Origin of the sequence: Agrobacterium sp. SUL3 (assembly GCF_001263295.1) — a bacterium.
GTDB classification, from domain to species: domain Bacteria; phylum Pseudomonadota; class Alphaproteobacteria; order Rhizobiales; family Rhizobiaceae; genus Agrobacterium; species Agrobacterium tomkonis.
The window spans coordinates 67,772-88,049 of record NZ_KQ414518.1; the positions used below are offsets into that span (position 1 = coordinate 67,772).

The following is a 20,278-nucleotide window of genomic DNA, read 5'->3' on the forward strand; positions in this document are numbered from 1 at the left end:
CCCGCATCCAACGCGAAGGAAGTCCTCTCAGGCGGGCTAATGTTGCGAATTATGCAATTATATCGAAACTATTGATGCAATTGTTGGCGATAATTGTTTCAGCCAATATCGCTCCATCAGATGAACGCAACGCCGCTCGAAGCGAGCGGCCAGGCCGCAGGAGCAGACAATGACCAAACCATCTTCAACACTTCGCCTTCACGGGTTGCTTGCAGATATCGTTGCCGCGCCCGTCACACGAACCCTTGCGCTTCTGGCGCTTTGCTCGGCGTATATTCAGGGGCCGCTGACCAAGATCTTCGACTTTCCCGGTGCGATTGCCGAGATGAACCATTTCGGCCTTCATCCGGCTGCGGTTTTTGCCGTTGTCGTCATCGTGTTCGAGCTTGCCGCCTCGGCCATGGTGGTTTCCGGCTTTCTGCGCTGGGCAGGCGCTCTGGCGCTTGCGGGCTTCACGCTTCTGGCCACCTTCATTGCTCTTCGGTTCTGGGAAATGGCGCCCGGCATGGATCGCATGATGGCCACCAACGCCTTCTTCGAACATCTCGGTCTGGCTGGCGCCTTTGTTATCGTTGCCGCAATCGATCTCACGAAAGGAACAGGCAAATGAGTGCCGCAAAATCCTCCACGAGCAGCTTTGCTCCTCTTGCACAGCCGGTTTTTGCCGTCCTCTGGGCCGCAACCGTGCTTGGCAATACCGGCAGTTTCATGCGCGATGTCGCCAGTTCGTGGCTGATGACCGACCTTTCGGCCTCGCCTGCGGCAGTCGCCATGGTTCAGGCGGCAGGAACCCTGCCGATCTTTCTGCTGGCGATCCCGGCCGGCGTGCTGACGGATATTCTCGACCGTCGTAAATTTTTGATTGCGGTCCAGCTGCTGCTGGCCTCTGTCAGTCTCACCCTCATGGTCCTCGCCCATACCGGATTATTGTCCGTCAGTGCCCTGATCGGCCTCACTTTCCTCGGCGGCATCGGTGCGGCGCTGATGGGGCCGACCTGGCAGGCCATCGTGCCGGAACTGGTGAAACGCGAGGACATCAAGAGCGCCGTCGCGCTCAATTCGCTGGGCATCAATATCGCCCGTTCCATTGGTCCTGCGGTTGGCGGCATATTGCTTGCTGCCTTTGGTGCGGCCGTTACCTACGGTGCAGATGTCGCAAGTTACTTTGTTGTCATCGCGGCGCTCTTGTGGTGGCCACGGGCGAAGAACGCCAATGATGCGTTGGCGGAAGGTTTCTCTGGTGCATTCCGGGCTGGTCTTCGTTACACACGCGCCAGCCGTCCCCTGCATGTCGTCCTGCTGCGAGCTGCGATCTTCTTTGCATTCGCCAGCGCCGTCTGGGCGCTGTTGCCACTGGTCGCACGGCAATTGCTCGGCGGAGATGCCAGCTTTTATGGCATTCTGCTCGGTGCGGTCGGTGCGGGCGCGATTGGCGGCGCGTTGATCATGCCGAAACTGCGCGCTCGCTTTGATGCCGATGCTCTGCTTCTGGGGGCTGCTGTCATTACCGCGCTCGTCATGGCCGGCCTGTCGTTTGCTCCGCCCAAGTGGCTGGCCATCGTCATCCTGCTGTTTCTCGGTGGCGCATGGATCACGGCGCTGACGACGTTGAATGGCGCGGCCCAGGCCATTCTGCCGAACTGGGTGCGTGGCCGTGGGCTGGCGGTCTATCTTACCGTCTTCAACGGGGCGATGACGGCGGGCAGCATCGGTTGGGGTGCCGTTGGCGAAGCGACAGGCGTGCCCGGAACGCTGCTGATCGGCGCTGCTGGTCTGTTTATCGCCGGTCTTGTCATGCACCGCCTGAAATTGCCTGCCGGCGACGCGGATATGGTGCCGTCCAACCATTGGCCGGAACCGCTCGTTGCCGAGCCTGTGGCCCATGACCGTGGCCCGGTCCTGATCCTGATCGAATACAACGTCGAAAAGCATCACCGCAGTGCGTTCCTGCACGCATTGGATGAGCTTTCACAGGAGCGCCGGCGCGATGGTGCCTACGGCTGGGGTGTCACCGAGGACTCCGCCGATCCGCAGAAGATCGTTGAATGGTTCATGGTGGAATCCTGGGCGGAGCATCTGCGCCAGCATAAACGGGTCTCCAATGCCGACGCGGACTTGCAGGGCAAGGTACTTGCCTATCACTCGGGAATGGCAAGACCGGTCGTGCGGCACTTCCTCACGATCAATCGTCCGGGGAAAGCATAAAGCGAAAAAGGGGCCGATTGGCCCCTTTTTCATTGCTGCGGTAACCAACCGCGGGCTATTTTGTGATCCGCTCAAAAACACGGCTCAACGCGCCTTTCAGCGCATTGGAGCCGCCATTACGGTCAAAATCCTGCAAAACCTGTTCGTTGAGGCCGCCTTTGGTGGCAAATTCACCGCTGAGATCAAGGAAACTGGTGTCTCTGTCAGTGAGCTGGGCCACTTCGGAAAGACCAGCGAAGAGCGGGGCGAGATAGGCGCGACCCTTTTCTTCCGGCAAGCCATTTTCAGCCAGCCATTCGGTCGTATGCTGCATGATGCCGAAATAGGTGGCCATCAGGGCACTCGCGGCAGCGAGAAGATCGTATTCCGCCTTCGTCTCGCATTCGACCGCATTGCCAAGGCTATTAAAAATTGCCGATGTATCGGCATCCGGCGGATAGACGGCTGTGACACCCCTGCGCCGTGCGACAAAAGGCAGGGGAATCGCCTGCGTAAGGCTGACATCCGCGCCGATCCAGTCGAAAAGCGCTTCGCGGCTGGTTGCGGCAACGACGCTGATGACCTTCTGTCCGTTCCGGAAACGCAATGGGCGGATGACGTCTTCGGCAATCTGCGGCCGAATTGCCAAGACGACGGTATGGCACCCGTCGATGATCGCCTGATTGTCGCCGGTAACGATCACCTGCAGGAAATCGGCGGCGAGCCTGGCCGAAATATCCGCGTTGCGCGCTGAAACCATGACATGCGGCACGGCCGCCGGCTTCAGGAGCAGGCCCCGCACCATCGCGTCGGTGATCGCTCCGGTTCCGATAAAACCGATTTTCTGGGGAAGGGGCATGATGACTCCACGTCGGCAGGGGGCCAGATCGGCCGTGTTTTACGCAGGATGGTGATGATTGTTCCGGACTGGTGATGAGACATTGGGCCAGAAAACTGGTCTGTCGGCAATGTTAATTTTTTTCCCGCTCCCGCCGGCAGGACGTAAACGTGCTCCGCATCAGACGCTTAGCAGCAATCTGATTTTCCTTCTATTTTAGCATCTTATCCCGATCAGTTTTGCACTTTGAAGCAAGATTTTCGTGAGCACCCGGTGCCGATTGGCCAAAATATTTCACTTGATATTTACATTCGGAATGTATGTATATGGCACCGAAAGATCGGGCGCTTGTGATGTGTCCGAAAGCTCGTTTGCATCAAAAGGTGAAAAATGGTCGAGAAAAGTCAGTGGCGGCGCGGGCGAACGGTGGCCCTTGCGTTGATCCTATCCTGCGTCCTCTATCCCGGACGAGTGCTCTCGCAGCAGCAACCCACCCCGTCGGTCACGGTCGAAACCGCCAAGGCGGCGGATTTCACGCTGACTGCGCGTTTGCCCGGACGTATCAAGCCATCGACGATTTCAGAGGTGCGGCCGCAGGTCTCCGGCATCATCCGGGAACGGTTGTTTGAGGAGGGCGCCCGTGTCGAGGCCGGGCAGGTTCTCTACAAGATCGAGGATGAAACCTATGTCGCGGCGGTGGAGTCGGCTAAAGCCAATGTCGCCCAGGCGCAGGCAAGTTACGATTTCGCCCTTGTCGATGCACGCCGTGCTGAGGAGACATTTGCCAACAATGTCAGCTCGGCGGCGAACCGCGATAACAAGATCGCCGAAAGAAACAAGACGCAGGCCGCACTTCAGGTGGCGCGGGCACAGCTGACGACAGCGGAGATCGACCTTGAGAGAACGACGATCCGCGCGCCGATCTCCGGCATCATCGGGTTCTCGGAAACGACGGCCGGTGCGCTTGTGGCGGCGCAGCAGACGACCGCTTTGACCACGATCCGCGCGCTCGACACGATTTACGTTGATGTGACGCAATCCGTAAACGATCTGTTGCGGTGGAATGCCGACAAAAGGGTCGGGAGCAGCCAGTCCCTGTCCGTTGCAACGATGATCCTTCCGAACGGCCAGACTTACCCGGTAAAGGGTGATCTTAAGGCGGCCGAACCGAGGGTCGAGCCGACGACGGGCATGGTCACGCTTCGAATTTCGTTTTCCAACCCCGATAACCGGCTCCTACCGGGCCTCTATGTGGAAGTTGAGCTGCCGCAGGCCGTCACCAAGGACGCGATCCTTGTTCCGCAAAGTGCTGTGATGCGCAACGCCAAAGGCGAGGCATCCGTCTGGATCGTGGAAGGCGGCAAGATTGTTCCCCGTCCGGTGAATATCGTCACTGGCGCTGGCAACCGCTGGGTCACCAGCAGCGGCCTGAAGCCGGGGGACCAGATCGTCATGTCCGGTTTCCAGAAGGTGGCGCCGGGCGCCACGGTGGAAATAGAACAGCAGCCGTTGGGCCAGCAGGCCGCCCGGGCCGGGAGCAACTGATCCATGGCACGGTTTTTCATAGACAGACCCATTTTTGCCTGGGTCATCGCAATCATCATCATGGGCCTCGGCGTCCTGTCGATCATGAGACTGCCGATCTCGCAATATCCCTCGATAGCCGGTCCATCCGTGGTTATCGGCGCGACCTATCCCGGTGCATCCGCCGAGACGGTTGCGGATACGGTGGTGCAGATCATCGAGAAGGAAATGACGGGCCTTGACGGGCTGCGTTATATCGACTCCTCGACGACATCGACGGGCCGCGCCACCGTGACGCTCACCTTCAATCTGGGCACTGATCCCGATATCGCTCAGGTGCAGGTCCAGAACAAGCTGAGCCAGGCCGAAGCGAGCCTGCCTTCGGAAGTGACACGCCAGGGCGTGACGGTCGAGAAATCGACAACCGGCTTCCTGATGGTGATCGCGCTGATCTCCGACGACGGGGCCCGAAGCGCCATCGATCTGGCCGACTACCTGAACTCCTACATGGTTGAACCGATCTCGAGGCTGAAGGGCGTCGGCAAGGTCGAGGTGTTCGGATCGGAATATGCGATGCGGATCTGGCTCGATCCGCAGAAGCTGAAATATTACGGCCTCTCTCCCACCACCGTCATCAATGCCATCAGCGCCCAGAATGCGCAGATATCGGCCGGTGCCTTCGGCGCAATGCCGGCACCGGAAGGCCAGCAGCTCAATGCCACCGTCACCGCGCAGTCGCTCCTGAAGACGCCGCAGGATTTCGAACGCATTGTCTTGCGTGCCGATACCGATGGCGGGCTGGTGTTGCTGCGTGATGTTGCGCGGGCGGAACTCGGAACCGAAAACTACGAAATCTCCAGCTTCTATAACGGCAAACCGTCGTCAGGCATGGCAATCCAGCTGGCATCCGGCGCCAATGCGCTTGAAACGGCGGAACTGGTGAAGGCGAAGATGGCCGATCTCGGCGCATTCCTTCCCGCGGGGGTAAGCTATGTCATTCCCTATGACACGACGCCGTTCGTCTCGCTTTCCATCGAGGCAGTTATTCACACGCTCATCGAAGCAATCGTGCTGGTGGTGTTCGTGATGCTGATCTTCCTGCATAATTTCCGCGCGACGCTGATCCCGACGCTGGCCGTGCCGGTGGTTCTGCTCGGAACCTTCGGCATCATGGCGGCGCTTGAATTCTCGATCAACACGCTCACCATGCTTGCCATGGTTCTGGCGATCGGCCTGCTGGTGGATGATGCGATCGTGGTGGTGGAAAATGTCGAGCGCATCATGCGAGACGAACATCTCGATCCCGTCGCGGCGACGAAAAAATCGATGGGAGAAATCCAGGGCGCGCTTGTGGGCATCGCCATGGTGGTTTCCGCCGTCTTCGTGCCCATGGCGTTTTTTGGCGGCGCGACAGGGGAAATGTACAAGCAGTTCTCGGTGACGATCGTCGCGGCCATGGCGCTCTCGGTGCTGGTGGCCCTGATCTTCACACCGGCGCTCTGCGCGACGATGCTGAAGGCCCATGACCATAATGCAAAGCCGGGCCTTGCCGGCCGGTTCAGCAACTGGTTCGAGCGCAATTTCTCATGGCTGACGACAAGATACGGCAATATCGTCAGGGCTTCGGCAAAAAGGCCGGTCCGGATGTTCCTCGTCTACCTGCTTCTGGTGGTCGCCATGGTCTTCCTTTACCAGAAGACGCCCACCTCGTTCCTTCCCGATGAGGATCAGGGAACCCTGCTCACCATCATCCAGACGCCGCCCGGTTCCACCGCGCAAAATACCGAGGCGGTTCTGGGCAAGGTGGAAAACTACTACATGAATGCCGAAGCGCAGAACGTCGAGGCTGTCTTCTCGGTTCGTGGTTTCTCTTTCGCCGGTCAGGGCCAGAACATGGGCATGATGTTCGTCAAGCTGAAGGACTGGGAAGAACGCAAGGGTAAGGACGACTCTGCCCAGGCCATCGCCGCGCGTGCTTTCGGGCCTTTGATGGGCGGCATCAAGGAGGCGATCGTGGTTCCGCTGGTGCCGCCGGCGGTCACGGAACTCGGCAACTCCAACGGCTTTACCGCCTTCCTGCAGGCGCGTTCCGGCCAGAGCCATGAGCAGCTTCTGGAAGCGCGCAACATGCTGCTGGGGCTGGCGGCGCAAAGCCCCAAGCTCATGGCCGTCCGGCCGAATGGCGTGGAAGATGCTTCCCAGTTCGAACTCAACATCGACTGGGGCAAAGCCGGCGCCGTTGGTCTCAGCGCAGCGGATGTCGGGTCGTTCCTGACCACCGTCTGGTCGAGTTCCTATGTGAACGACTTCCTCTACGAGGGACGCATGAAGCGCGTTTATGTGCAGGGCGAGCCCCTGGCGCGCACCGGGCCGGAAGATCTTGCTCTCTGGCGGGTACCGAATGCGAATGGCGATTTCGTCGATCTTTCGACAATTGCCAGCCAGAACTGGGTCTTCGGGCCTCAGCAAGTCAGCCGTTATGACGCTCTTCCTGCCATGTCGATCGAAGGGTCGGCGGCTCCGGGTTTTTCCTCGGGTGAGGCGCTGGCGGAAATGGAGGCGCTTGCCGCGAAACTGCCGCCTGGCTTCAGCCTGCAATGGACGGGAATGTCGCTTGAGGAAAAGGATGCCGGTGCCGGCGCCCTTCCCCTCTATGGGCTGGCATTGGCGACCATGTTCCTCTGCCTTGCGGCGCTCTATGAAAGCTGGACCATTCCCGTTGCGGTTCTGCTCGCCATGCCGGTCGGTATCCTCGGTGCACTTCTGGGCGCATGGATCGGTGGACAGTCGAACGGCGTCTATTTCCAGGTGGGTCTTCTGACGGTGGTCGGCCTGACGGGCAAGAACGGCATCATGATTGTCGAATTTGCGCGGGAGCGAATGGCGCAGCTTGGCGAAAGCGCATTCGAGGCGGTCTGCCAGGCGGCGAAACTTCGCTTCCGGCCGATCCTGATGACGTCGCTTGCCTTTGGTCTCGGGGTCATCCCGCTCGTCATATCGACGGGTGCCGGTGCCGGCGCGCGCCAGGCTATCGGCTTTGCCACCTTCTTTGGAACGGTGACGGGGACTTTGCTGGCGATTGTTTTCGTGCCGGTTTTCTTCGTGCTGATATCGGGGATATTTAGCCGCAGGAGCGTAAAGGCGGCTGAGCCGAAAACCGCCTGAGGTCGATGCATTCCCGTCCCGCCGTGACGAGTTGCGGCGGGACGGCGGTTTGCTTTTGCCGGGCTGGTCCATGTAGAAAGCAACGGCGAAATTCAGTCATGGGAGTTTAGAGACGTGAGGAGAACCAAGGAGCAGGCGGCGGAGACGGGCCGCCAGATTTTGCAGGCGGCAGAGACCCTGTTTCTGGACAAGGGCTACGACAATGTCAGCCTCGAGGAAATCGCTGCTCTTTCCGGTGTGACCCGGGGTGCGATTCACTGGCATTTCAAGAACAAGCACGGGCTTCTGCTTGCTCTCAGAAACGAGGCGCAGGAACCGTTTCGGCGATTTGCCGACGAACTTTCCGATGGCCGCAGCTCCGCTTCCATCGAAAAACTCGGTGATATCATAGCCGATACCTTCAGGATGCTGGAGCAGGATCCCCGTCAGCGCGGTCTGCTGCGGGTGATGATGAGGCTTGATATCGTTCTGGCGGAAAAGGATGAGGCGGCACAAAACACGTTTCCCGAGGAAATGCATGAATTGTTCGTGCGCATATTCAGGGCAGTCGAGCGAAATCCCGGAATGGTGAAGCCGTGGACGCCGGAAAAGGCGGCCTCCATGCTTTATGCGGCTATGGGCGGTCTCATTACGGAATGGGCGTTAAGGAAGAGCGTCTTTACGCTCTCCGAAGACGGGAGCCTTCTGGTTACGACTTTGCTGGCCGGAGTTCAGCAAAAACACCAAGGCCTCAACTGAACCGATCCTGACAAAATCACGGCAGGCAAACCACGTCTGACATGCGCTGGTGAAGGAAGATGACTAGGTTCGAATTTACAAACGTTTTGTATGTATATATAAAGGCATGGCTACTGTTGCCCCGGCAAGCAGGGCTGGTTGACCGTTACGATCTCGAAAGCGAACCGGTTACCCAATGGAGGAGGCGGTTCCGAAAATGATGCAGGATCGGGAAAATGTTTCGCGCCAGTCTCTTCCCATTCGCGGTAGTCTGGTTGTTTGCACAGGTTACGGAGATTTCGCGCCTGCTCCGTCTTCGATAAACATGGCTCTGACGTATCGTCCCCCGCAGTCAGGGCCAGTGATGTCCGCAACGCTCATTGCCGGACATCGGACGGGGCACGTTTTTCCCCACCAGCGTGCCCCGTCGTTTCTCCCGCGGCTTCGCCGTCTCATCTGCAGTGGACGGGAGGTCGGTCAAAACCGTTTCAGGAAACCGTCCGACTGGCTGAGAGTGGTCGCGCTTGGCATCATTCTGGTCGATTTCGCCGTGTTGTCCCTCGCCAACAGGTTTCTTGACCGGAACTTCGAAGGTTATCTGCCGGGCCTCGGACCAATGCTAGGCGGATTGCTCTTTGCAATCATCATCATGCGGCTTGCGCGTCCCGCATTTTATCCGGACTGGATCGCGATCGGCGCCCTCCAGGCAGCGATGGGATGTATCGTCTGCGTCGATGAGGGCCTTCGATCGTCCGCGGCCTTTCTGCTTTTCTGCTGTCTGTTTATTGGTCTTTCGTTATTGCGGCTCTGGATTGGAGAAACGATCCGCCCCCACCGGGGGGCTGCATCCCTGCTGGCAGGCGGCTTCACCACCCTCTTCTTTGTCGCATGGCTGGTCGCGGATCGCTCCTTGGGACTGGGAGCGGGGCCGGACATCATTCTGGCGGCGGATCTTCTGGTGGCGGGTTTCACGATGGTGGCGTTCGGACTTTCGCTGCGATCTGGCAAGGGCAAGCATTAAGGCAATGCAAGAGCTTGATGCGTGGACGCACAAGCGAACCCTGTCGATCGCGATCAAAATCGCGATCCATTCCTGCGGTGTTCATGCCGAGGCTGAGTTGATTGTCGGCCCACACGCGCCTGCCGCTCCTGTGCCCAGCTAATATCCCGCACCTAGCCGTGCGGCTTTGCGATCAGGCAAGAGGCTGCGCGCATTCAAAATCTTCTCCAGCGGTATATTTACTTTTATAATTATATAATGCAGATTTGCCCTATTGCTCGGAGGGAGCACGAAGTCTGTTGGAGGAACACATGCAAAAATTTATCGGATTTGGCTTTGCCGCCGCGCTCGCGGCTGTCGGCTTCGCCGTGACGCCCGTGAAGGCGCAGCAGCTGGAATTGACGATCACCGCGCCGGCAGGGGCAGGTGGTGGCTGGGATGCGGCATCGCGTTCGCTTCAGGAGGTCATGATGGCGACAGGCGCGGCCAAGAGCGTGCAGGTCGTCAACGTGCCCGGTGCCGGCGGCACGGTTGGGCTGGCGCAATTTGTCGGGCAGGCCAAGGGCAACCCTAACCAGCTGCTGGTTGCCGGCATCACGCTGGTCGGCGCCAGCATTTCCAACAACTCACCTGTCGATCTGACGCAGGTTACACCCCTTGCCCGCCTCACCGGCGATCCGCTCGTGATCGTCGTGCCGAAGGATTCGCCGATCAAGACGATGGCCGATCTGCAGGCAACCATCGAGAAAGATGTGGCCAAGACCATCTGGGTCGGAGGCTCGGCCGGCGGTGCGGATCATATTCTGGCGGCTCTGGTGACCAAGGCATCCGGGCAGGACCCGGCCAAGATCAATTACGTTGCCTATTCCGGCGGCGGTGAGTCGCTCGCAGCCATGCTTGGCGGGCAGGCGACGGCAGGTGTCTCGGGCTACGGCGAATGGGAAGGCCAGATCAAGTCCGGCGATCTGCGCGCGCTTGCAATATCCTATCCCGAGCCTATCCCGGGCATCGAGGCGAAACCTCTGAAGGCCCAGGGCTTCGATATCGAACTCGTGAACTGGCGTGGCGTCTTTGCCGGTCAGGGTGTCGAGGGCAAAGAGCTTGAGGCATTGCAGGCTGCCATTGAAAAAACCGTCAAATCGAACGGGTGGCAAACCGTTTTGAAAGCGCGGGGATGGACCGACTATTACGCGCCCTCTGACGAATTCATGACCTTCATCGGCTCTGAAACCGAACGGGTCCGCGCGATCCTGACATCCATCGGCCTTGCCAACTGATCTGGCCAGCGCGGGAGGCGGAGAGACCGTTTCCCGCCCGTGAGGAATATCATGACATCCAAAACATCTTCGCTGCGCAATCCGCCTGCGGTGGTCGTTGCCGTCATTCTGTTTGCCATAGCGGTCATCACCTATTGGGATGCAAGCGGCATGACGGCGCGGGCGACCTATGGCATGAGCGCGAATGCCGCTTCCTATTTTGTCGCCCTGCTGTTTTTCCTCCTGTCACTCGGGCATCTGTTCAGCGCTTTCAGGCCGAGTGAACTGGAGGATGAGGCAACCGACTGGAAGGCCGTGGGCTGGATCGCCATTGCCTTGTCAGGCCTGATCGGTGCGATCTGGTTCGGCGGTGGTTTCATTCTGGGGTCGACGCTGCTTTTCGCTTTCACTGCCAAAGCATTCGGGCGCAGGGCATTGGCCGTGGACCTCTGTCTCGGGGCGATCATCGCCGTCGTGATCTTCCTCATGTTCAACAAGCTTTTGACCCTCGCGCTGCCCCAGGGGCCGCTTGAGCGTCTGTTCTGAGGTGATCATGGATTCGCTTTTCGCCCTGTTCCAGGGGTTCTCTACCGCAATCGAACCCGCAAATCTCATCTTTGCGGCCGTGGGGGTCATCATCGGTACGGCTGTCGGCGTGCTTCCCGGCATTGGCCCGGCACTGACGGTCGCCCTTCTCCTGCCGGTGACGTTCAAGCTCGATCCCGGCGGCTCGATCATCATGTTTGCCGGTATCTATTATGGTGGCATGTATGGCGGGTCGACTACCGCGATCCTGCTCAACACGCCGGGAGAAAGCGCCTCTGTCGTGACCGCACTTGAGGGCAACAAGATGGCGCGGGCGGGTCGCGGCGGCCCGGCGCTTGCGACGGCTGCGATCGGCTCGTTCGTGGCTGCGCTGGTAGCCACTTTTGGCCTGGCATTCCTTGCGCCCATTCTTGTCAAGGTCGCCGTCCAGTTCGGTCCGTGGGATTATTTCGGGCTGATGCTGATTGCTTTCGTTACCGTTTCCGCGACATTTGGGTCGTCGCCGCTCAGGGGGCTGACGAGCCTTGCTTTCGGTCTGTGGCTCGGCCTGATGGGCATCGATCAATTGACCGGGCAGGCGCGCCTGACCTTCGGTGTGCCGGAGCTTCTGGACGGTGTGGAAGTCACGACGCTGGCCGTCGGCCTGTTTGCGATAGGCGAGGCACTGCTTGTCGCGTCCCGTCACCTCCACAAGCCGGAAAAACCGATCCCCGTCAAAGGATCGATCTGGATGACGCTTGAGGACTGGAAACGTTCATGGAAGCCGTGGCTGCGCGGAACCATAATCGGGTTTCCAATCGGTGCACTGCCTGCAGGCGGAGCGGAGATTCCGACCTTCCTCAGTTACAACATCGAGCGGAAGCTTTCGAAAAAACCAGAAGAATTTGGCAACGGTGCGATCGAGGGCGTAGCCGGTCCTGAGGCCGCCAATAACGCTTCGGCTGCCGGTACGCTCGTTCCACTGCTCACGCTTGGGCTGCCCACCTCCGCCACGGCCGCCGTCATGCTGGCGGGATTCCAGCAGTATAATATCCAGCCGGGTCCGCTGCTCTTTACGCAGCATGCGGATCTCGTCTGGGGACTGGTTGCCAGCCTGTTCATTGCCAATGTCATGTTGCTGGTGCTCAACCTTCCGCTGGTTGGATTGTGGGTGCGCCTTCTCGCCATTCCGCTGCCATGGCTTTACGCGGGCATCCTCGTCTTCGCCTCGATGGGAACAATCGCGGCCAATCCTTCCGTTGTCGAATTGCTGCTGCTGACCGGATTTGGCGTTGTCGGCTTTTTCATGCGGAAATTCGATTATCCCGTCGCGCCGGCCGTCGTCGGTCTCATCCTCGGGCCATTGGCAGATAGCGCCCTCAGGCGCTCGTTGCAGATGAGCCTTGGTGATCCCATGATCCTGCTGCAACATCCGAGTTCGGGGACGATGATCGCCTTTGCGGTGATTGCGCTCGTTGCACCCTTCCTTTTCAAGGGGCTTTCCCGCTTCCGGCAGGATGAGGATTGAACAGTGAGGCGGCGGCCCGTTCGGGCGGCCGCCTGTTGCTTTGAGGCCGGGGATCATACAAGACTGGGCAAAATTACAGAGCGAGCCCCATGGTACGGAAAAGTCTTACGCCGCAGATCGTCGGAAACGTGATTGAATTCATTCAGGCGAATGGGATCGGCAAGGGCGAGCATCTTCCTCTTCAAATGCTGGCTGACGCCTTCCGTGTCTCGCGTGCTCCCATCATGAGCGCACTCAAGCAACTGGAGACCCAGGGCGTCGTGCGGGCAGAGCCCAATCGCGGTTATTTCCTGGCGGTCGACCCCGGCGGTCTTCAGGATATGAAATCCGCAGCTGTTGAAGACGGCGAGGGCGACGAGGCGATCTATTTCCGCATCGCCGAGGATCGCCTCGCCGGCAAGCTTGACGAGCGCATGAGCGAAAACGAACTCATGCGGTTTTACGATCTTCCGCGCACCAAGCTTCTGAGGGTCCTTCGGCGTATTGCGGAAGAAGGCTGGATCGAGCGCCTGCCCGGCAATGGCTGGGCGTTCACGCAGGCGCTGACGTCGAAGAAGAGCTATGAGGACGGTTACGCCTTTCGCGCCGTGATCGAGCAACAGGCCATGTTGCTTCCGAGTTTCGAGCCCAATACCGAAGGTCTAAAGCGGGCGCGGGAGGTTCAGACGCGGCTGCGTGACGGCGGATATGAAACATGGTCGCGCGCCGAAATCTTCAAGGCCAATAACGAGTTTCACGAGATGCTCGTCGCCTGCTCACAGAATGAATTTTTCCTGGATGCGATCAGACGTATCAACCGCCTGCGCCGGCTTATCGAATATCACATCACCATCGACCGCAGCCGCTTGCCCCGGCAGACGGAGGAACATCTGCAAATTCTCGACCTGATCGAACATGGTCGCCGGAACGAGGCCGCTGCTTTTCTCTACACCCACATCATGGGTGCCAGCCGCATTAAGTCACCCAAGGTCTAGATCCTTAACGTCTCGTCACGTTGCGCTGGGATTGCTCGCCTGTTTCGTGTCCTTCACCGCGTGAAAAGACAATCTGTTTATCATCGATCTAATTGCATTTTGTGATTATATTATGTATATAAATCGCGACTTGCAAAGCAAGCAATGATAACGCCTGCGGGGGATGGCCGTGACGCTCGACCACAACAATATGCGAACGAAATTCGAGATAAACGGCGTCAGCTACGATATCATCGATCTTCCCGCAGAGGCGGGCGACTGTCTGGCGCGCATGCCTTATGTTCATCGGATATTGCTGGAGAATGTGCTTCGCACCGGAGAAGACGACGCTGCACGGGCGAAAGCGGCGATGATCGACTGGCTTGAAACCGGTGGCAGCGAGGTTGAAATTCCGTTTCTGCCGAACCGGGTGCTGATGCACGATACGACCTGCGGCCCGGCTTTGGTCGACATTGCCGGAATGCGCTCTGCGCTTGCAGAAGCCGGGGGCGACCCCGCCCTACTCAATCCGGTTGTTCCAGTGGATGTCTCGACCGACCATTCCGTTGCCGTGGACGTGTTTGCGACCTCATCGGCGCTCACTCGCAATATGGAGCGCGAATATGAGCGGAATGCGGAGCGCTATAGCTTCATGAAATGGGCGACGAATACGCTTGCCGATTTTCGGACACACCCCCCCGGCACGGGCATCATGCACACGCTCAATCTCGAGCGCCTGGCAACCGTTGTGACCTCGCAGCGGCGCAATGGGATATTGTGGGCCATGCCGGACACACTGATCGGTACGGACAGCCATACGCCGATGATCAATGGCATCGGGGTGCTTGGCTGGGGTGTCGGCGGGCTGGAGGCGGAAAGCGTGTTTTTCGGCATGCCGGTCGCCCTTCGCGTGCCTGACGTCGTTGGTATCCGGCTGACAGGAGCGCTGAAAGAGGGCGTGCTTGCCACGGATCTCGCGCTGGTCATCACGCATCTGCTGCGCCAGATTGACCTGCAGGATAAATATGTCGAGTTTTACGGTCCGGGCGTCTCCGGTCTGACGGCTGGTGACCGGGCGGTCATCGCCAATATGACGCCGGAATTCGGAGCAAATAGCGGTTATTTCCCGATAGATCGTCAGTCTGTCGACTATCTGCTCAAGACCGGGCGCACGCCGGATCACGCTGCCTTCGTTGAGGCTTATGCCAGACGTGTCGGAATCTGGTTCGATCCCGATACAAATCCCCGCTACACCGCAACCCTTGATCTCGACCTTTCGAGCGTCGAGCCAAGCCTTGCCGGACCGTGCCGCCCTCAGGACAGAATTCCGGTCAGCGCGACGCGCCATGCGATCTCCGCCATGAAGAAGGCCGGCACGATTTCCCTGGAAGGTGAGCCGAATGACGGCGCCGTCGCAATCGCGGCGATTACCAGCTGCACCAACACGTCCGACCCCCGGCTCCTGATCGCCGCCGGGCTCCTGGCCCGCAAAGCCAATGCTTACGGTCTGCGCCCACCGCATTGGGTCAAAACCTCGACTGCTCCGGGTTCGCCGACGGCGGAGCGCTACCTCCAGCGTGCGGGGCTGTTGACCGATCTGGAGGCCGTCGGTTTCGGCATTGTCGGTTATGGCTGCACCACCTGTATCGGCAATTCCGGTTCACTCACCAGACCGGTTGCAATGGCAATGGCGGAGCGGGACATTCTTCCTGTCGCGGTTCTTTCCGGCAACCGTAATTTCCCCGGTCGGGTTCATCCGCAGCTGGAAGCCGGTTTTCTGGCCTCGCCACCCATGGTCGTGGCTTTCGCTCTGGCCGGCACGGTTGAGCTCGATATCATGAACGATCCCCTGGGCATTTCGGCCGGTGGCACTCCCGTCACGCTGTCGATGATCTGGCCGACCGGTGCCGAGATCGATGCGGCCATGGAGACGGCGTCCAGGGTCGAGGATTTCGCGCCGGCCTATGACGCGGCCGAGGCAAGCAAGGCGTGGAAGGAGCTTCCCGCGCCCACAACGATGCTTTTTCCCTGGGATGAGAAATCGACCTATATCCGCCGGCCGCCTTTTTCCGGCTTCGGCAAGGGAACGAGGCTTGGCGCCTATGAAGCCCATCCTATGCTCGTGCTCGGCGACGACATCACGACCGACCATATCTCGCCGGCGGGTGCCATTCCCGCGACGGGCGACGCGGGACGGCATCTCATTGATCGCGGCGAGAATCCGCTTGATCTCAATGTTTTTTCTTCACGGCGCGGCAACTGGGAAGTTATGATCCGTGGTCTCTTCACCAACAAGACCGTGCGCAATCTTCTGGCGGCCGACATTCCCGCGGGTTCTACCATCCATGCGGGAACGGGGGAAATTCTTCCGCTCTGGGATGTTGCCCAGCGATACGAAGCCGAAGGCAAATCCGTTGTCGTTATGGCGGGTGAGCGTTACGGAATGGGATCTTCCCGCGACTGGGCCGCAAAAGGCGTTGCGCTCCTGGGTGTTCGGGCGGTTCTGGCGACAAGTTTCGAGCGCATTCACCGCTGGAACCTGATCGGCATGGGTGTCCTGCCATTGCGGCTTCCGGAAGGGCTGAAGCCCGCGCAGCTTGAAATGACCGCCCGCGACACAATCACCGTGGATGCCGATGTCCTGTCGATCGCACCCCGCTGCGCGATACCCGTGACAATCACGCGGCCCAACGGGGTTTCCATCTCTTTCGAGGCATCTGCGGCGATCGAAACCCGGGCGGAAATCGCCATTTTGTGTGCCGGCGGGGTTCTGCCCCTGATCCTTGAACGCCTGCACCGGCCTTCCGGGAAACGTCAGCGCGCCTGACGTCCCTTTTTGCGGGCCTTTGCGGACAAGGGACGCTCGGCATGCCGCCGATACTCTAATGTCCCGGATGCAGCGCGTCGTTGAGATACATGCAGGTGAGCATGGTGAATACATAGGCCTGAATGCCGGCCATCAGGAACTCCAGAGCCGTGATGGCGACCGTCATGAAGAGTGGCGCGATGGCGCCGATTACCCCCAGCGCATTGACGCTGGCGAGGGAGACGACAAAACCTGCAAAGACCTTCAGGGTGATATGACCCGCAAGCATGACCGCAAACAGGCGGACGGAATGGCTGACCGGGCGCGAAATATAGGAGATGATCTCAATCGGTACGATGATCGGCGCCAGGATTGCCGGGATTCCAGCGGGTTTGAACAGGCCGAAAAAACCAATGCCGTGTTTGAACAGGCCATAGAGCGTGACGGTGCCGAACACCATCATGGCGAGGCCGAACGTGACGATGATCTGGCTCGTTACGGTAAAGGCATAAGGAAACATGCCGATCATGTTCGCGAACAGGATGAACATGAAAAGCGAGAACACGAAGGGAAAGAACCGCATTCCCTGTTCGCCGGCATTGTCACGCAGGGTCTTGGCAACGAACTGGTAAAGCAGCTCCGCGCTCGATTGCCAGCGGCCGGGCACGAGGCGGGCCTTGCCGGTTGCCAGAAGCAGGAATGAACTCGCCAGTGTGACGGTGAGAAACATGTATGCCGAAGCATTGGTGAAGCTGAGGTCGATATCCCCGACTGTTATTTCAACGAGAGGTTTGACTTCGAATTGGTCGATGGGGCCGGCCATGACAGGTCCTTCAGTAAATTGCGACAATGACGGGAATGCGCGGGTGTTCGAGGTCACGGCTGTGCCGGACGCAGGAAGACCGTGCGTGTGGTGGAAAGTCAGAAATAGGGAGGGTGTTCGGTATATCGGCCATTCTGATCCCAAGATTGAGAGTCAGGGCCGTCCCCGGAACGTTTCGAGGCACGGGTCGTCCCGCGCCAGGGCTTTCTAGCCAAATCGGTGGCAGGTGACAATCGTTTTCCGGCAAACGCATCGGCGCGGGAAAACCGGACCAGATGGTTGGCGACAAGAACGAAGATCAAGGCCGCTGAAATCTGCGTCACCCAGCATGGAGAGCGTTGATTTGCACTTTGTGCGACCGTTTCTGAAATGTCCCGATAGAGCATCCGGGGCGCCTTCCACATCATCAATCCCGTGATCATGGGGCCGTCCCCCGTTCGGTTTGAAGCGCGCGGGCCGTCCCGCGTGCCGTTTTCTCAGGCCGTAAACAACAGGAGGCCAAAGATGGCGAACAGCATCAGATGCAACAGTCCCTGCGCTGCCGAGGTTCGCCTGCCCAGATAGGTCAGGGTTGTCAGTGCAACCGTCAGGATAAACAGGATGGTTTCGGCGGGCGAAATTCCGAAGATCACCGTTTTGCCGGTGACGAGGCCGACCGTCAGGACCGCCGGGACCGTGAGCCCGACAGTTGAAACAAATGCGCCGAGGCACAGATTGATTGCCCGTTGTGTCTCGTTGTTCAATGCTGCCTTCACGGCCGTGATCGATTCGGGCGTAAAGACGATGATCGCAATAAGAACGCCGCCAACGGCCACCGGGGCGCCGGCTTGTGCAACGCCGTAGTCAATGACGATGGCGAGGTCGTGTGCGAGCAGTACGATCGGCAGCATCAATCCGATCAGAACCATCGAATGAACGATGTTCTTTTTGCGGGCATGACCGTCCGTCGGATGGTCTGGAGCCTGACGCGTGACGGGTTCTGTCAGCCTGATTGACATCCGGCCCGGTGCGGGCTGCATGAAGTGGCTGCGGTAGCGGCCCATCTGGAGGGCGAGGAAACTGCCGTAGACAATCACGGTCACAAGGGAGATGACGATGGCCTGGAGAGCGGTAAACGTGCCATTGCCTGCGGGGAGCGTGTTCGGCACCAGAAGCGCGACGCCGGCCAGAACGACCGTCATCGCAATGAAGGAAACGGCGCCGGGTGCATTATATTCCTGCTCGCCATAACGCATTGCGCCCGCCAAAAGGCAGATACCTGTCACGAGATTGAGGATGATCATCATCACCGCGAATATGGAATCTCTTCCGATTGTTGGCGCCTCGTTCGGCCCCAGCATCACCGCAGCAATCAGGATCACTTCGATGGCAACGATCGACAGTGTGAGAATGAGCGTTCCGTATGGTTCACCCAATTGATGGGCCAGTTCATCGGCCTCTTTCACGACTCCGAAAGCCGCCATCAGGATTGTGGCGAAGAGCACGAGAAAGCACGAGATGGCAACGGTTGGCGTCATGTCCGCCGAAAGCCATGACTGGCCGGACAGTTGGAAAACGGCGACAACCAGCCAGGCCACGACGAGTTTCGGCCAGGGAGTGCGGAGAAGGGGTGGAGATTTGTCAGACATTGCAGGCGACCTCTATCTGGGGTCGTCCCCGGTAATCTGTCGCATTCGGGTCGTCCCGAACGAAGCCCTGTCAAGCTGTTGATGTCAGCGATAGCATGGCAGGGCTCCTGAAAGCAATGCCGCAGTCGGGCCATCGCCTTGATGATAGGCGCCATTGGCGTTGCATTCATCATCAGCTTATACCCGGCTTGGAAGATTAGAGCGCATCCATTTTACTCGGGGTCATATCCGCATGATTTGAAGTAGTTTGCGCATTCTTGCTGCTCGAACAGTGNTAGAGCGCATCCATTTTACTCGGGGTCATATCCGCATGATTTGAAGTAGTTTGCGCATTCTTGCTGCTCGAACAGTGTGACGATCTGGCCGACCGTATTCCATAAGCCCTCGACCGTTCGCTCTGCTTTTGCGCGCAAGTCAGCTTTGAGCTTGGCGAACGCCTTCTCGATGGGGTTGAAGTCCGGGCTGTAGGGAGGAAGGTAGAGCAACCTGCATCCAGCACCTTCGATTGCGTGACGCACGCCCTGCGCCTTGTGTGCGGGTAGATTGTCCATGATGACGATGTCGCCCGGTGCCAAGGTTGGAATGAGAACTTGCTGGACATAGGCCTGGAATGCGACCCCGTTCATCGCACCGTCGAGGACCATGGGTGCGGTCATGCCGGATAGTCTGAGTGCACCGGTAAACGTCGTTGTCTTCCAATGGCCGTGCGGGACCGGTGAGCGGCATCGATCTCCGCAAGGGGCTCGCCCGCGAATCCGTGACATCTTCGTGCTCAGGCCTGTTTCATCGATGAAGACGAGCCGCGCCGGATCGAGATCGAGTTGGCCGTCGAACCAGTCCTGGCGACGCTTCAGGAGATCGAGACTCTCCTGCTCCAGTGCATGTGCGGTCTTTTTTTGAATGTCCAGCCGCGCTTTCGCAGCCAGACGTCAAGCGCGCTGCGACCGATGGAAACGGCTCTCTCCTCCTGCAATCGCAGGACCATCTCGTTGAGCGTGATATCCTTTGCCTCTTCGATCATGCCGATGATGAAGTCCTCGTGAGCATCGAGGCGTGAGCCAACGCGTCGGCCCTGCTTCACAGGTGTCAACCGACCCGCCCGTGCGCTGGCGATCCAAGCGATGGCTGTCGAAATGCCAATCCCAAATCGGGCCGCCGCTGATCGCGCCGACATGCCATCCCGTGACGCAGCCAGAACGCGGCTACGCAAATCATCGCTGAAAGCTCGGGTCATATTGCCTCCGACCAAATCACCAGTCGCAGCGATGGAATCAGAATTCGGCGACCAAGGGAATCCTCAACGCGATTCCGCGTTCAATGGACGTGCTCTA

16 protein-coding genes are annotated in these 20,278 nt (G+C 59.1%); 11 read left to right on the forward strand and 5 right to left on the reverse strand.

What is annotated here, in order from left to right:
- Positions 1-169: 169 nt before the first annotated feature.
- The gene (locus AKG12_RS25150; protein ID WP_046801975.1) at positions 170-610 is read left to right on the forward strand and encodes a DoxX family protein; all 441 of its coding nucleotides are present in this window, start codon (positions 170-172) and stop codon (positions 608-610) included.
- Complete coding sequence (locus AKG12_RS25155; RefSeq protein WP_052820892.1) at positions 607-2,205, forward strand: MFS transporter; 1,599 nt, start codon at positions 607-609, stop codon at positions 2,203-2,205. The genes AKG12_RS25150 and AKG12_RS25155 overlap by 4 nt, the downstream gene beginning before the upstream one ends.
- A 55-nt stretch (positions 2,206-2,260) precedes the next feature.
- Here AKG12_RS25155 and AKG12_RS25160 read toward each other — a convergent pair whose 3' ends face one another.
- Positions 2,261-3,043 (reverse strand): pyrroline-5-carboxylate reductase, encoded by a 783-nt coding sequence (locus AKG12_RS25160; RefSeq protein ID WP_052820893.1) that lies wholly within the window; start codon positions 3,041-3,043, stop codon positions 2,261-2,263.
- 369 nt (positions 3,044-3,412) lie between these two features.
- Here AKG12_RS25160 and AKG12_RS25165 point away from each other — a divergent pair, with 369 nt between their 5' ends.
- The 9 genes from AKG12_RS25165 (at position 3,413) to acnA (ending at position 16,517) form a co-directional block, all read left to right on the forward strand.
- The gene (locus AKG12_RS25165; protein ID WP_052820894.1) at positions 3,413-4,567 is read left to right on the forward strand and encodes an efflux RND transporter periplasmic adaptor subunit; all 1,155 of its coding nucleotides are present in this window, start codon (positions 3,413-3,415) and stop codon (positions 4,565-4,567) included.
- 3 nt (positions 4,568-4,570) lie between these two features.
- Positions 4,571-7,711 carry an efflux RND transporter permease subunit gene (locus AKG12_RS25170; RefSeq protein WP_052820895.1) on the forward strand — a complete coding sequence of 1,047 codons (3,141 nt, stop codon included), beginning with the start codon at positions 4,571-4,573 and terminating at the stop codon, positions 7,709-7,711.
- Positions 7,712-7,825: 114 nt separating this feature from the next.
- Positions 7,826-8,449 (forward strand): TetR/AcrR family transcriptional regulator, encoded by a 624-nt coding sequence (locus AKG12_RS25175; protein WP_052820896.1) that lies wholly within the window; start codon positions 7,826-7,828, stop codon positions 8,447-8,449.
- A gap of 196 nt (positions 8,450-8,645) precedes the next feature.
- Positions 8,646-9,449 (forward strand): hypothetical protein, encoded by an 804-nt coding sequence (locus AKG12_RS30810; RefSeq protein WP_197283352.1) that lies wholly within the window; start codon positions 8,646-8,648, stop codon positions 9,447-9,449.
- Positions 9,450-9,739: 290 nt separating this feature from the next.
- Positions 9,740-10,705 (forward strand): Bug family tripartite tricarboxylate transporter substrate binding protein, encoded by a 966-nt coding sequence (locus tag AKG12_RS25185; RefSeq protein WP_052820898.1) that lies wholly within the window; start codon positions 9,740-9,742, stop codon positions 10,703-10,705.
- 51 nt (positions 10,706-10,756) lie between these two features.
- Positions 10,757-11,230 carry a tripartite tricarboxylate transporter TctB family protein gene (locus AKG12_RS25190; RefSeq protein WP_046801983.1) on the forward strand — a complete coding sequence of 158 codons (474 nt, stop codon included), beginning with the start codon at positions 10,757-10,759 and terminating at the stop codon, positions 11,228-11,230.
- Between the two features lie 7 nt (positions 11,231-11,237).
- On the forward strand, positions 11,238-12,737 hold the full coding sequence (locus tag AKG12_RS25195) for a tripartite tricarboxylate transporter permease (RefSeq protein WP_052820899.1): 1,500 nt from the start codon (positions 11,238-11,240) through the stop codon (positions 12,735-12,737).
- Positions 12,738-12,826: 89 nt separating this feature from the next.
- Entirely contained in the window at positions 12,827-13,711 is an 885-nt protein-coding gene (locus tag AKG12_RS25200) for a GntR family transcriptional regulator (RefSeq protein ID WP_052820900.1), read from the forward strand.
- Between the two features lie 190 nt (positions 13,712-13,901).
- Positions 13,902-16,517, forward strand: a complete 2,616-nt coding sequence (acnA, locus tag AKG12_RS25205) for an aconitate hydratase AcnA (protein ID WP_052820905.1) — start codon at positions 13,902-13,904, stop codon at positions 16,515-16,517.
- A gap of 55 nt (positions 16,518-16,572) precedes the next feature.
- Here the strand turns inward: acnA and AKG12_RS25210 are convergent, their stop codons facing one another.
- From AKG12_RS25210 to AKG12_RS29740, 4 genes are all read right to left on the reverse strand, one after another.
- Complete coding sequence (locus AKG12_RS25210; protein ID WP_046801986.1) at positions 16,573-17,319, reverse strand: F0F1 ATP synthase subunit A; 747 nt, start codon at positions 17,317-17,319, stop codon at positions 16,573-16,575.
- A 98-nt stretch (positions 17,320-17,417) separates the two neighbouring features.
- Entirely contained in the window at positions 17,418-17,741 is a 324-nt protein-coding gene (locus AKG12_RS30415; protein ID WP_156316087.1) for a hypothetical protein, read from the reverse strand.
- Positions 17,742-17,795: 54 nt separating this feature from the next.
- Positions 17,796-18,947 (reverse strand): calcium:cation antiporter, encoded by a 1,152-nt coding sequence (locus AKG12_RS25215; RefSeq protein WP_052820901.1) that lies wholly within the window; start codon positions 18,945-18,947, stop codon positions 17,796-17,798.
- A 290-nt stretch (positions 18,948-19,237) separates the two neighbouring features.
- A protein-coding gene (locus AKG12_RS29740; protein WP_205758566.1) for an IS630 family transposase occupies positions 19,238-20,181 on the reverse strand; the annotation gives its coding sequence in 2 pieces (ribosomal slippage) (positions 19,238-19,845 and positions 19,845-20,181; 945 coding nt in all).
- Positions 20,182-20,278: the final 97 nt, after the last annotated feature.

Excerpts from the sequence above, each read along its gene's own strand:
- AKG12_RS25150 (WP_046801975.1), top strand. The coding sequence starts at position 170 with ATGACCAAACCATCTTCAACACTTCGCCTTCACGGGTTGCTTGCAGAT.
- AKG12_RS25155 (WP_052820892.1), top strand. The coding sequence starts at position 607 with ATGAGTGCCGCAAAATCCTCCACGAGCAGCTTTGCTCCTCTTGCACAG.
- AKG12_RS25160 (WP_052820893.1), bottom strand. The coding sequence starts at position 3,043 with ATGCCCCTTCCCCAGAAAATCGGTTTTATCGGAACCGGAGCGATCACC.
- AKG12_RS25165 (WP_052820894.1), top strand. The coding sequence starts at position 3,413 with ATGGTCGAGAAAAGTCAGTGGCGGCGCGGGCGAACGGTGGCCCTTGCG.
- AKG12_RS25170 (WP_052820895.1), top strand. The coding sequence starts at position 4,571 with ATGGCACGGTTTTTCATAGACAGACCCATTTTTGCCTGGGTCATCGCA.
- AKG12_RS30810 (WP_197283352.1), top strand. The coding sequence starts at position 8,646 with ATGATGCAGGATCGGGAAAATGTTTCGCGCCAGTCTCTTCCCATTCGC.
- AKG12_RS25185 (WP_052820898.1), top strand. The coding sequence starts at position 9,740 with ATGCAAAAATTTATCGGATTTGGCTTTGCCGCCGCGCTCGCGGCTGTC.
- AKG12_RS25190 (WP_046801983.1), top strand. The coding sequence starts at position 10,757 with ATGACATCCAAAACATCTTCGCTGCGCAATCCGCCTGCGGTGGTCGTT.
- AKG12_RS25195 (WP_052820899.1), top strand. The coding sequence starts at position 11,238 with ATGGATTCGCTTTTCGCCCTGTTCCAGGGGTTCTCTACCGCAATCGAA.
- AKG12_RS25200 (WP_052820900.1), top strand. The coding sequence starts at position 12,827 with ATGGTACGGAAAAGTCTTACGCCGCAGATCGTCGGAAACGTGATTGAA.
- acnA (WP_052820905.1), top strand. The coding sequence starts at position 13,902 with ATGCGAACGAAATTCGAGATAAACGGCGTCAGCTACGATATCATCGAT.
- AKG12_RS25210 (WP_046801986.1), bottom strand. The coding sequence starts at position 17,319 with ATGGCCGGCCCCATCGACCAATTCGAAGTCAAACCTCTCGTTGAAATA.
- AKG12_RS30415 (WP_156316087.1), bottom strand. The coding sequence starts at position 17,741 with ATGATCACGGGATTGATGATGTGGAAGGCGCCCCGGATGCTCTATCGG.
- AKG12_RS25215 (WP_052820901.1), bottom strand. The coding sequence starts at position 18,947 with ATGTCTGACAAATCTCCACCCCTTCTCCGCACTCCCTGGCCGAAACTC.